Annotated in this window: 11 protein-coding genes; 6 read left to right on the top strand and 5 right to left on the bottom strand. The window is 42.0% G+C overall.

The annotated features are described in order from the left end of the window. Positions 1–203: 203 nt before the first annotated feature. The 3 genes from ACQY4U_RS15810 to ACQY4U_RS15800 are packed head-to-tail and all read left to right on the top strand — an operon-like array spanning position 204 to position 2802. Entirely contained in the window at positions 204–1013 is an 810-nt protein-coding gene (locus ACQY4U_RS15810) for an MlaE family ABC transporter permease (protein ID WP_428330411.1), read from the top strand. Positions 1014–1025: 12 nt separating this feature from the next. Then, the gene (locus ACQY4U_RS15805) at positions 1026–1799 is read left to right on the top strand and encodes an ABC transporter ATP-binding protein (RefSeq protein WP_428330410.1); all 774 of its coding nucleotides are present in this window, start codon (positions 1026–1028) and stop codon (positions 1797–1799) included. A 13-nt stretch (positions 1800–1812) separates the two neighbouring features. Further along, positions 1813–2802 (top strand): MlaD family protein, encoded by a 990-nt coding sequence (locus ACQY4U_RS15800; RefSeq protein ID WP_428330409.1) that lies wholly within the window; start codon positions 1813–1815, stop codon positions 2800–2802. A gap of 23 nt (positions 2803–2825) precedes the next feature. Here ACQY4U_RS15800 and ACQY4U_RS15795 read toward each other — a convergent pair whose 3' ends face one another. Both ACQY4U_RS15795 and ACQY4U_RS15790 read right to left on the bottom strand, forming a co-directional pair. Then, positions 2826–3560, bottom strand: coding sequence for a hypothetical protein (locus ACQY4U_RS15795; protein ID WP_428330408.1), 735 nt, complete (start codon positions 3558–3560; stop codon positions 2826–2828). 207 nt (positions 3561–3767) lie between these two features. Further along, positions 3768–5678 (bottom strand): SPFH domain-containing protein, encoded by a 1911-nt coding sequence (locus ACQY4U_RS15790; RefSeq protein ID WP_428330407.1) that lies wholly within the window; start codon positions 5676–5678, stop codon positions 3768–3770. A 272-nt stretch (positions 5679–5950) separates the two neighbouring features. Between ACQY4U_RS15790 and ACQY4U_RS15785 the strand changes: the two genes are divergently transcribed. Further along, on the top strand, positions 5951–6115 hold the full coding sequence (locus ACQY4U_RS15785) for a hypothetical protein (protein ID WP_428330406.1): 165 nt from the start codon (positions 5951–5953) through the stop codon (positions 6113–6115). A gap of 47 nt (positions 6116–6162) precedes the next feature. Here the strand turns inward: ACQY4U_RS15785 and ACQY4U_RS15780 are convergent, their stop codons facing one another. Beyond that, positions 6163–7713 carry an alpha-N-arabinofuranosidase gene (locus tag ACQY4U_RS15780; protein WP_428330405.1) on the bottom strand — a complete coding sequence of 517 codons (1551 nt, stop codon included), beginning with the start codon at positions 7711–7713 and terminating at the stop codon, positions 6163–6165. 146 nt (positions 7714–7859) lie between these two features. On the opposite strand from ACQY4U_RS15780, the gene ACQY4U_RS15775 reads away from it, so the two are divergent. Then, entirely contained in the window at positions 7860–8258 is a 399-nt protein-coding gene (locus ACQY4U_RS15775; RefSeq protein WP_428330404.1) for a hypothetical protein, read from the top strand. Between the two features lie 4 nt (positions 8259–8262). Here ACQY4U_RS15775 and ACQY4U_RS15770 read toward each other — a convergent pair whose 3' ends face one another. Beyond that, entirely contained in the window at positions 8263–9495 is a 1233-nt protein-coding gene (locus ACQY4U_RS15770) for a multidrug effflux MFS transporter (protein WP_428330403.1), read from the bottom strand. 371 nt (positions 9496–9866) lie between these two features. On the opposite strand from ACQY4U_RS15770, the gene ACQY4U_RS15765 reads away from it, so the two are divergent. Continuing rightward, positions 9867–11183 carry a gluconate:H+ symporter gene (locus ACQY4U_RS15765; RefSeq protein ID WP_428330402.1) on the top strand — a complete coding sequence of 439 codons (1317 nt, stop codon included), beginning with the start codon at positions 9867–9869 and terminating at the stop codon, positions 11181–11183. Positions 11184–11199: 16 nt separating this feature from the next. On the opposite strand, the gene ACQY4U_RS15760 is transcribed toward ACQY4U_RS15765, so the two are convergent. Further along, positions 11200–13017 carry a DNA polymerase III subunit gamma/tau gene (locus tag ACQY4U_RS15760; RefSeq protein WP_428330401.1) on the bottom strand — a complete coding sequence of 606 codons (1818 nt, stop codon included), beginning with the start codon at positions 13015–13017 and terminating at the stop codon, positions 11200–11202. Positions 13018–13063: the final 46 nt, after the last annotated feature.

Genomic DNA, 13063 nt, shown 5'->3' with positions numbered 1-13063 from the left:
TATAATTCAACAAAACAAATTTCACCGGCATAATACTTTTATTACATTTTGCAACGTGTTTTTTGATAGTTATAAAACAGTTTAAAAAGTTTGCAGTATTTTTTTTAAAAAATTCAGTACAATATAACGGGCATTTTCAAACAAGTGATTAAGTTGTTTGTAGTTACCATCGTTATGTTTTATATTAATATTCATCACTATTAATGGACCCAGTAAGCAGTACATCACCGCCTAAACAAAAATCCAGATCAAAATTTGGCCAGCAACTGGCCGACTTTTTTACCAGCGTATATAATATTCACCTTTTTATACTCAGATTTTTCCGTGAAGCTTTTGTGCCCCCTTTTGAATTTAAGGAGATAATTAAGCAATGTTATGAGGTAGGTGTACGATCATTTACCCTGATAACCGTTACCGGTTTTATAGTAGGGCTAATATTCACCAAGCAGTCGCGCCCTTCACTTTTAGAGTTCGGTGCAACCTCGTGGCTGCCTTCATTGGTTTCTATTGCTATTATGCGGGCATTGGCACCATTGGTAACCGCGCTTATCGCATCGGGCAAGGTTGGTTCAAGCATAGGTGCCGAGCTTGGCTCTATGCGCGTTACCGAGCAAATTGATGCCATGGAAGTATCGGGAACCAAACCCTTTAAATTTTTGGTTTGTACACGTGTAATTGCTACTACGTTAACCATTCCTATTTTAGCTACCTACACTGGTTTTATTGGCCTGTTAGGCGGATACTTGAACGTGGCACAAAACGAGGGTACCAGCTATACCACTTATATGCAGCAGGTTTTTCAACCGCTTACTTATATTGATTTTGTGGCTTCGCTGATCAAATCAATTGTGTTTGGCTTTACCATTGGTATTGTGGGTTGCTATCAGGGCTATAACTCAACCAAAGGTACCGAAGGTGTTGGCAAGGCGGCAAACGGCGCAGTGGTAACGGCCATGTTTTTAGTGTTTATTGAAGAAATTATTATTGTGCAGATAACCAGCAATTTCCGGTAAGGGAAAACAATTATGGAAAAAGAAAAAGCACATATAGATTATAATAACCCGGTTATCAAGATAAGGGGGGTTGCCAAAGCTTTTGAAGATTATTCGGTATTGCGCGGCATTGACCTTGACCTTTACCAGGGCGAAAACTTAGTGGTACTGGGCCGTTCAGGTACAGGTAAATCGGTATTGATCAAACTGATCTCGGGTTTGTTAAAACCGGATACGGGTACTATTGAAGTATTAGGGCAGGAAGTAACCAACATTACAGATAAAGAATTACAGGAACTACGTATCAGGATAGGGTTTTCTTTCCAGAACAGTGCGCTGTACGATAGTATGACCGTACGTAAAAACCTTGAGTTTCCGCTGGTGCGTAACCGCAAAGGGATTACCCGGGCAGAGATTGATAAGGCGGTGGAATCTGTATTGGCTTCTGTGGGTTTATCACAAACTATAAACCAGATGCCGGCAGAGCTTTCGGGTGGGCAGCGCAAAAGGATAGGCATAGCGCGCACGTTGATTTTAAACCCTGAAATTATGCTGTATGATGAGCCTACAGCCGGCCTTGACCCTATTACCTGTATTGAGATCAACGACCTGATTAACCAGGTTCAGCAAGAATATAACACCTCATCAATTATTATAACGCACGATTTAACCTGCGCCAAAGAAACCGGCGACCGTATAGCCATGCTGCTTGACGGCCAATTTCAGCGCGTTGGAACTTTTGACGAGGTATTTGATACAACAGATGCAAGGGTAAAACCATTTTTTGACTACAACTTTATACAATAGAACATATAGCACTATGGCTACTACAGAAAATAAAAAAGCAATAACAGTTGGTGTATTTTTAGCACTCGGACTGCTTATTTTTATCCTTGGGGTATTTACCCTGGGTGGGCAACAAAAAAGCTTTGCCAAAAGCATACACATCAGCGCTGTTTTTGATGATGTTGCCGGGCTAAAGAAAGGTAACGACGTTTGGTTTTCGGGCGTTAAGGTGGGTAATATCCTGAGCATCCGCTTTGTGGGTACCTCACAGGTTGATGTTAGGATGAAGGTTGACCAGGCCACCCAGCAATACATACACCGCAATGCAGGTGTGCGTATCAGTTCGGACGGGTTGATAGGTAACAAGATCATTGTAATTGACGGTGGCAGCCCACAGGCGCCTGAGGTTCAGGACGGCGATATTTTACAGGCCGAAAAATTAGTATCAACCGATGATATGCTGAAAACCTTACAGGAAAATAACAAGAACTTATTATCGATCACTACTGATTTTAAATTATTGAGCCATAAAATACTGCAAGGCAAAGGAACCGTTGGCACCTTATTAGCCGACAGCTTAATGGGCGAACAGTTGCGTAAATCAATGAGTAATTTACAGGCTGCAACTAATAGCGCTGCCCTTTTAGCGGTACAATTAAATACCTTCAGCACCAAAATGAACACCAAAGGTGGTTTTGCTGATAAAATACTAACCGATACGGTAACCTTTAACCGCATCAAAGCATCGGCTACACAATTGCAGCAGGCAGCAGCCAATGCCAATGTATTAACTGAGAATTTGAACAAAGCCAGCAACAAGTTAAATACTACCGATAACGCAATAGGTGTTTTATTAAATGATCCGAAGGGTGCCGTACAGGTACAATCTGCCTTAAATAACCTGCAACAGAGCTCGGTTAAACTAAACGAAACATTGGATGCTGCACAGCACAACTTTTTGCTTCGTGGTTTCTTCAAGAAAAAAGAGAAGGCTAAGGCGGATAGTTTAAAGAAGGCTAAATAGTTTTTTAGGCAGATAGTTATAAACTACTCCTTTTCAAACAGATGCCCGGCTTTTTGTTGCTCGGGTGTTAGTGTAAGCCATTCTTTATAACAGGCATTAAGGTAGGATAAAAGGTTAAAGCTTTTACTGGTATAAGTTTTAACATCTGGAATGTATAACAGGATAAAGTTATCCATATCCTTCCCTTTTAAAGGCACATACTGGGCAATAGCCTCTGCCGTAAAAACAGTGCTGATATGTTCGCTCATTGCCTGGTCTTTTTCCGTTTGTGCCTGCTTTTGCTTTTTATGCTCATCCTTTTTCCAGTAATGCAGCCGTAGCGCTATTCCACCTTTATAGTTTCCCTTCTCGTCTCTTTGATAAACTACGGTTTGGTTATGAAATTCCGGGTCGTACTTTTGAACGGCATTTTTGTTGGCAAAGGCACGGCCGCTGGTATCGGTAATGGTTACCTGTTTCAGCATAGTTGCCTGCGATACCATGAAAACCTCTTTATCATGCAGATCAGTTAGTAATAAGGTATCAGGCTGGTAAGAAAAGAATTTAAAAACGATCAGATCGCCTGCTTTGGCGCCTATACTAAAACTCCCGTCTTTATCCGTTAGCGCAACCAATTTATTGCTTAGGTTTTCGACCCGAACGCCATGAAGCGTGATCCGGGTTTTATCTTCTAATACACGGCCACTAAAAACTGATTGTCCGCGTACCGCAATAACACTAAAAAAGCAGCAGGATATTAAGAGTAAGTATTTAAGCACTGATAAATATATGTTAAAATGTATAGTTACACTCCTGTATCTGTAAGATACAGCGTTTATGACAAGTTCCGGATAAGTAAAGATAATTTAAGCCCGTTCAATGTTTGCAGAAATAACATTTTTTAACATTTAGCCCCGGTAAATAGGGGTTAAACAAAAATGGCGCACCGAGTGTGGCACGCCATTCAAACAAATGAATGTTCCGGTTTATTCTTTGTTAGGTACTGTTTTATTGGCAGTATCGGGCTTTGAGGTTGCTTCCTCATTAGCTTTTTGCAGCTTTTTAAGCATCTCAGTGCCAATAAGCGCATCTATCATTCCGTTACCACCGCCATCTTTGCCGTTTACCAATATTTCGGGCACTAATTTAATACCATTGCTGGCCAGTGCTTCGGCTACACGAACAATAGCATATTGCTCGGTACCCATAGCTTCCGTTTTTTGTTTGGTAACCTCAGCTTCGGCTAAACCTATGGCCTTTATCTTGGATGCTTCAGCACTACCATTTACTTCGGTGGCATTTGCATCGGCTTTGGCATTTACCGTTTTTGATTCGGCATCAGCTTTAGCAATGGTTATCCTAACCTCGGCATCAGCCTTGGCATTAATGGTTTTGGCTTCGGCCTCACCCCTTGATGCAGCTACTTTTGAAGCTGCCATTTGGGTATTGATCTCCACCTGGCGGGTTGATTTTACCACCTCGGGCTGCATATCGGCACCGGCTTTAGCACTTTCAAACTCCTTACGCTCAACCTGCGCATTACGCTGTATCTCGTAAGTGATCTTTTCCTGCTCAGCTATTTTACGGTCTGTCAGCGTTTTCATCAGTGCGGCAGGCGGCACAATATCGCCTATAAGTGTATCCACACCAACTACATTATAATCGTGCAGTACCTTGCTGATGTGCATTTTTGCATCATCCTGCCTTTGGATACGGTTGGCCAAAAACTCAATCACATCACTTTTTTGTGCCGAGTTACGGAAGTAGTTGGCAATGGTTGGCTCCAATACCTGCGATACCAGGTTTTTCATATTACCAAAACGGGCAATCACTTTTGGTGCTTCGTTTCTGGGTATGTGGATGATCTGTGACACATCCAGGTTAAAGGTAAAACCATCTGATGAACGTACAGTTATGGTACACAGGTTTTTATCCAGCTCATGCGCCTCGGTACGGCTATCGGCCCAGTTTAGTACAATATTGGTTGTTGGTACAACCTCAACCGCATGGGTATAAATATTTACCGGGTGCTTACCTGGGTCAAGCGGCTGATCCCATACCCCTTTTTCGTTGCGCTTTACAATGTTACCATGTTTAAAGCTATCGCCGCTGGTATCCTTACCTTCGGGCCCAACAAAGGAGTTTACCACACCTACATAACCAATGGGGATATAAACCATATCAACCTGCTCAACAAGTACAAACCAGGGGTTAAGGTAATAGGTACCGGCAAGTATCACATCTTCCTGCAAACCTTTCATACCGCCGGCATTAATAAATGCCATTGGATCCTGGTAGTTTTTATGGCCGGCAACTGATACACCTGCTATCTCGCCTTTTTCAAGCGGCTCACCATCAAGGGTGGTAATAATCCCCACTTTATTCTCATGAATCTGGGTAATAGGTACCATCACAATCTCGAACAGGAAAGTATTGATACGGTAACTACCCGGCGTTAAAAATGCAGCCTGCGGGCCTTTTTGACCCTTGTTATCCAAAAATGCTATCGCATCCTGAAACTTATCGCAGTTAACCGGTTTACCCAACACACGGCCCGTATCCATTGGCGACCCATCTTTTGCTTTTACCAGCCCAAGTTTACCTTGTTCAATAATGGTAAAAGCCTCCATGGCAATGGTATATTGCCATGGCCACATGCGCCAGTATAAACCCGGGGCAAGCGCTTTGGCCTGCATACCAGCTTCGCCATTTATGGCTATGATGCGCCCGTCGGGCAATCTTTTTGCTCCCGAAAGAGCATACTTTTTCACCACAAGGCCAATACGGTCGTCGGGTACGATAACCATACCAAAGAAAACGCGCAGCACAAATTTGTACATCACCAAAACAACTACAACGGGCAATACCCACCATAGTGAAATAATTAAGTTATTCATTTTTTTTTTAGATTGAAAATTTAGAAAATTAATTCCGGAGCCCTGAAGGTGCGGGCCTTTACGAGAACTTACAGCTTTAATCCGTAGTACCTTGGCTGTATAGTAATTATTAGATAACAAGGCTTAGGTGTTGTTACAAAAATTATGATAAAATTTAGTATCTAAATATAATCTTTATAGGCAGTATTTAATAAGCACGCATAAATAATAGTAAACATTTTAAACTTTTTTTCAGGCAGACAGGTTAGCTTAATAATAAACCCCTCATCGCCATGAAAAACTTAACGACTGATAAAAAGGTAAAAGAAGGCTCAGCCGCATCAAAACCTAAAAGCGAACACTTAAATAAGCCGGCTGAAATTAAAACAGATATACCGCTAAGCGAGAAAGACGAAGTGAAACAAGCGGAAGAGAAGATGAGAAAAGCAAAAAAATAGCGGTACAATTACTTGCACCGCTACCTGTACTTTATTATATCTATATATTATTCTAACTCTAATGTTACTGCCGATTTTGCTGGCAGCACAACCACTAAGTTATCACCATCTTTTTTAGCACCTTTAAAATCAGCAAGGCGTAATTTGTCTGGCTGCTGAAAAGTATTTATATCAGTGATGTTTGCTGATGTAAGGATCTGCCCGCTTACTGTTTTCCATTTAATAGCACCCAGGCTTGTGCTGATGGTAATATCATTATGAAGATCAAGATTTACCAATGAGATATGCACCTTGCCCGCAGCATCCTGCGAAGCAGATGCATTTATTGCTTTTATCCTCTTACCATCAACCACATAATCTGGTGAGATCAATTGTAGCGGCAGGAATTTAGCATCCTGGTGCACTTTGTACATATCAAATATATGGTAGGTTGGCGTAAGCAGCATTTTTTCTTTATCGGTAAGGATAAGCGATTGCAATACGTTGATAGTTTGTGCCAATGCAGCTCCCCTAACCCTATCACAATGGTTATTGAAAATATTAAGGTTGGTTGCAGCTATCAAAGCATCGCGCAGGCTGTTTTGCTGGTATAAAAAGCCCGGGTTGGTACCTGGTTCAACATCTGTCCATATCCCCCACTCATCAACTACCAAAGCCACATGCTTTTCCGGATCGTATTTATCCATAATGGCAGCATGCTTGGTAACCAGTTCTTCCATTTTAAGGCATTTAACCATTGTTTCAAAGTACTCGCTTTCGTTAAAAGCTGTTGCCGAGCCTTTATGCCCCCAGTTACCGGTTGGCACGGTATAGTAATGTAACGAGATACCCCACATAAACCAATCAGGTATGTTTTTCATGATCACTTCTGTCCAGTTGTAATCATCAACATTAGGCCCGCTGGCAATTTTTTTAAGCGGCGCACCAGGGTAGTTTTTAGCGAAGGATGCGTACCTTTTGTACATATCGGCATAGTACTCCGGTGTCATGTTACCACCGCAGCCCCAGCTTTCATTACCTATACCCCAAAAAGTAACTTTGTAGGGATCAGGATGCCCGTTTTTTCTGCGCATTTCGGCAACGGTGCTTGTACTGTTTGAGTTTACGTATTCAATCCATTTTGACATTTCTTCAACAGTGCCGCTGCCAACATTGGCCGCCATATAAGGCTCACAGCCCAAAAGGCTGCAAAGCTCTAAAAACTCGTGCGTGCCAAAGCTATTATCCTCTGTTGTGCCACCCCAATTGGTATTTACCATTTTAGGTCTTTGCTCACGCGGGCCAATCCCGTCGCGCCAGTGGTATTCATCAGCAAAGCAGCCACCCGGCCAGCGCAAACTTGGAATCTTAATTTTTTTCAGTGCATTTACTACATCTAACCTTATCCTGTCCTGTTTTGCAACAGGCAATGATTTATCAACCCAAAAACCACCATATACACCATGCCCCAAATGTTCGGCAAACTGGCCATAAATGTATTTACTGATAACAAGCTTTGAATCATTGCTGACAGATAAGCTTGCCGTATTTTGCGCAGAAGCTGCAAAATTTAATCCTGCAAAAACAAGGATTAAGCTGATGTGTTTTTTGAAGATCATGTTTAATTAATAAGTGTTAAAATAACAATTGTTAAATTTATAAAGAATTTTCAAAGTGGAGCATATTCCAATAAAAATCGTTCATTTTTATTGAACCGCCTAAAATGATTATCCTTAATAAGCTAATTTTGTTTAATTATAATCCCATGAAAAAAACCTGCATCTCCCTGTTACCTGTATTGCTTTTACTTTTAGCCTCATGTAAATCGGCCATTAAAACAGCTGTTCTGTATGGTAAATGGAAATATATAAAGGTTGAGCACCCCAGCGCTAACCCGCCGGATAGTTTAAGCAGTGCAGAACTGCAAAGCCAGACACCATCTATCGAGTTTTTAAAAAGCAATCAATATTTAATAAACTGGGGTGGTAAAGTATTATCGCATGGAAAATTCGCTGTAAATGGCATGAACATTCAGATCACAGAAGATCTGCCGGATGGTACTACAAGGGCATTTCCATTTTGGGTATCTGAATTAACCGGCACAGAGATTATTTTTGAAACAAAAGGCGAAGAAGGATCAAAGGTTACCGCGCTAAAGCAATAGGTAATTAATGCATTAAAACACTTGCATCATCGCCGGCAGGCACTTCAACTTCTGTAACTATTGTTCTTTTACCGATTAACAGGATAACTAAAGCAATTATAGCTGTTGCTGCCATTAAACCTGCCATAGGTATGGCACTGCGGCTTTTAAACAAACTCACCTCGATAGATATAAACGTACCTACAGCCATTTGGATTGCGCCTAACAATGCCGCAGCTGTGCCAGCATTTTTGGCAAACGGGGCTAATGAAAGTGCCGAGGTATTTGGATAAATAATACCTACACAGCATAAAAAAGCAAACAACATGGCAATGGTTCCAACCAGGCCGAACCAGCCGTTTATAGAACCTACCAGAAAGATTATGGCAACAACTACCATACAGAGCAGGGATACATTAACTATCTGCTCGCTTTTAAACTTTTTATTGAGCAAGCCGTTAAGCTGGCTTGAGCCAATAAAGCCGACTGATAAAAGAGCGAAAATCCAGCCATAAACTTTAGTGCTTACCCCATATACATCCATAAAAACAAATGGCGATGCTGCCAGGTAAGCAAACAGGCCCGAAAAACCTATGGCCCCGCAAACGGCATACGTGTAAAACTGCGGATGCTTCAATACCGACCAAAAGCTGTTAAGTATAGGCTTAGGTTTTAAGGAGTAAGTAGGATCGGGCTGATAGCTTTCGGGTAAAAAGAAGATAACTACTACCAGTATAATTGTAGCTATGGTAGCCAGTATAACAAATATAGCCTGCCAGCCAATAAAAGCGGTTACGTACCCACCAACCGTTGGAGCCAGCATTGGTGATACCCCCAAAATGAGTATAAGCATGGCAAAAACCTTGGCATTATCCTTAACCGGGAACAGGTCACGTACCATAGCCATTGAGGCCACGGCCGCAGCACAGCTGCCCACCGCCTGGATAAAACGCAAAACGATCAGCTGCTCTATCGAGGTAACAAAAAAACAACCTAATGATGCCATAATATAAAGCACCAGGCCCACATAAAGGGGATTTTTACGGCCAAACCTATCTAAAAGCGGGCCATATAAAAGTTGCCCTACAGAAATGCCTATAAAAAAGCCGGATAGGGATAAGGATACCTGCGCGGTTGTAGTATGCAATGATTTTGCAATTGCCGGAAAACCGGGCAAATACATATCAATAGAAAATGGCCCTAAGGCGGTAAGCCCCCCTAATATCAGTACAAGAAAAAAGTATCGTTGTTTAGTCATTATTTTTTTGTGGATGGCAACAGGCAATTATACTTTGTTATGTACACCTTATTTATTGTGATCATCATTTCATCCTAAGTTCAATACCCTTGCCTCCGGGATCAATGATGTGGGCAAATTTACCATAATCATACGGAGTTGCCCTGTTTATCCATATTTCTTATTTGTTATATTATTTACACATTCCGATCTTCCTCTCAGTTACCCTGAAATTTTAATTAATTGGTAAGTTTCACAACTGTTTTTTAAGATAAAAATAAGAAGATTTTTTACGCGTTGAATTTCAAAACCGATTATTGTTGTTACTTTAGTCAATCAGGTTTTAGCAATTGTATTCACCTATTTGCTAACCATAAACCAATTAATTCATAATGGCCTTATTAACCATCCTATTTTGCATTATCCTGCTCGTGCTGTTAGTTAGCTGGGCTAAGGTGAATCCTTTCCTTGCATTTCTTATCGTATCTATTGCAGCAGGTTTGTTTTTAGGTATCCCCATAAATAAGGTAACCGCAGCCGTACAAAAAGGCATAGGCGATATATTGGGGCAGTTAGTTATTATCATAGTATTGGGTGCCATGTTAGGCAAATTGGTTGCAGTTAGCGGCGCGGCCCAAAAAATTGCCGAAATGCTGGTAAAAGCCTTCGGCGAAAAATATATACAATGGGCATTAGTGGCAGCAGGCTTTATCATAGGCATCCCTTTGTTTTACGGCATTGGCTTTGTGCTGATGGTTCCGCTTATATTTTCGGTAGTTTATAAATATAAACTACCAGCGGTTTATATTGGTTTGCCTATGCTGGCCTCCTTATCGGTAACGCATGGTTTTTTACCGCCGCATCCATCACCTACTGCGCTGATCACCATGTTTCATGCAAGTATGCCTACCACTTTTATTTATGGGTTTATAATTGCCGTACCTGCCATTATTTTGGCCGGACCGGTTTTTGCATCTACCCTGAAAAAGATACCATCAGAGCCATTGGCGACTTTCAGGGCCGAAGAAATTCCGCAGGATAAGCTTCCGGGGGCGTTTAACAGTTTTTTTGCCGCGCTGTTACCTGTTTTGCTGTTGATGATAACCGCAGCATTCCCTTACCTGCACATCCACAATGCACACATATTAAAACTTGCCGCCTTTATTGGTGATCCACCCATTGTTATGCTGATAGCCCTTATTTGGGGCACTTATGCTTTAGGTATAAAACAGGGTAATACCCTGGGTAAATTAGCTGTTAGCTATAGCGATGCGATTAAAGACATTGCCTTGATCCTGTTAATTATAGGTGGTTCTGGCGCATTTAAAGAGGTACTGACCGTTAGTGGCGTAAGCGGACAAATTGCCAGTGCTTTACAGCAAAGCCTCAACTTACAACCGCTGATATTAGGCTGGCTGATTGCTGCCATCATCAGGGTTAGCCTTGGCTCGGCTACTGTGGCAGGGCTTACCGCAGCGGGGATAGTTGCGCCCCTGGTATTGAGCGGGCATGTTAACCCTAACTTAATGGTACTTTCAATAGGTGCGGGCAGCCTTGCATTTTCGCACGTTAATGATTCCGGCTTCTGGCTGTTTAAGGAGTATTTTAATTTATCCATAAAGGATACTTTCCGTTCATGGTCAGTTATGGAATCGCTGGTATCGGTTATTGGCTTAGCAGGGGTACTGGTTTTAAACCAGTTTGTTTAATTTGATGGCTTGCCGCCTAATCAAAATCAAGGTTAAACTTGGTTCTTAATTCGGCAAGGGCAGGGTTTTTTGCGGCCATGTGCTGAAATTTTTCTGATGCGGTATAAGGCTTTTTCACCACGGCTTTTTCATCAACACGTACGCTTATTTCTATATTAAAGTTGCGTAAGGCAGTACGCAAAAAGTTAAGCATATTGGGCCTTTCATCGCGGAACAAATTTTCCTGTACCTTATTCTCCACAATAACCTCGTAGCTATCGGGCCCCACTAATTTAGGCGGATTAGATATAAAGATGGTCAGTAAATTCTTTTTGCCTTCGGTTTTCATGCGGGCAGCAAAATCGCTCCAGCATTTAAAAAACTGGTCGGGTGTATAGCTATCGCGGGCATCTCCCTTTATGTAAGGATCTTCCTCTTCCAGCAAGGCTTCCTGGGTTTTGCCCATATCCTTTAATGAAGGGATTTTTACAGATGCTGATGCCCCATTTAAATTAGGCATCGATATTTTCGGCCTTTCGGCGGGTGCTTCCTGCTTTACCGCGGGTACAGGAGGCGGCGGAGCCGGTACAACAGGCTGTGGCTTATTTACCTGATAATTAACAGGATTCTCACTTACAATTGATACTTCGGGCGCCGGTTTATTGTCTGCTAGGGGCGTTATTGCTGCGGAATCAGGTTTTTTTTTTAATTGCTCATCTGTTGATGGCATTGCGGTAAGCGGCGTAGCGGCCAGGTTAAAGACCGATAGCAGGTTACACATTTTGAGTAAAGCCAGCTCAACCTGCAAGCGCTGATTTTTGCTCAGCTTGTAATTAAGATCACAAATATTAGCAATATTCATGGATGACAACAGGAACGAAACCGTTGCCGCCTGCGATTGCTGCAAATATTTACTTTTTATACCCTCACTAACCTCGAGCAATTTTAAAGTTGCCTGATCCTTACCTACCAGCAGGTTACGAAAATGTTCAGACAGGCCTGATATAAAATGCGCGCCATCAAACCCACGGTTCAATATTTCATCAAACAGCAGCAGGGTTTTGGCATTGTCGCCGTTTAACAGCCGGTCGGTAATATTAAAATAGTAATCGTAATCAAGTATGTTCAGGTTATCAATTACAGCACGGTAAGTTACATTACTGCCCGAAAAGCTAACAATCTGATCAAACATCGATAAAGCATCGCGCAAGCCGCCATCAGCCTTTTGGGCAATAATGTGCAAGCCATCGGTTTCATAGCTGATGTTTTCCTTTTGTGCGATAGAGGCCAGGTGCGCAGCCATATCATCAACCCTGATTCGGTTAAAATCAAAAATCTGGCAACGGGAAAGTATGGTTGGCAGTATCTTATGCTTTTCGGTAGTGGCTAATATAAAAATGGCATAATGAGGCGGTTCTTCCAGCGTTTTCAGGAAAGCGTTAAAAGCCGCCTGCGATAGCATGTGCACCTCATCAATAATATAGATCTTATACCTTACGGCTTGTGGCGGTATGCGCACCTGCTCAATAAGGCTGCGGATATCGTCAACCGAATTATTGGAGGCTGCATCAAGTTCGTGAACGTTAAAAGAGTTTCCGTTTTGGAACGACAGGCAGGAGTTACAAACACCACAGGCTTCGCCATTAGGCTGTAAATTTTCGCAATTAATGGTTTTGGCAAGGATACGCGCACAGGTAGTTTTACCCACACCACGCGGCCCGCAGAATAAAAATGCCTGCGCCAGCTGATTATTCTTAATAGCGTTTTTTAACGTATTAGTTATATGCTGCTGACCTACAACACTTTCAAAAGTAGCAGGGCGGTATTTGCGTGCCGAAACAATAAAATTATCCACAGCTACTAAGGTAATAACATTATGGCTTAGTTAAAATAGCTTTATT

Origin of the sequence: Mucilaginibacter sp. (assembly GCF_965277465.1) — a bacterium.
Taxonomy (GTDB): Bacteria; Bacteroidota; Bacteroidia; order Sphingobacteriales; family Sphingobacteriaceae; genus Mucilaginibacter.
This window is presented reverse-complemented; position numbering and strand designations above follow the sequence as displayed.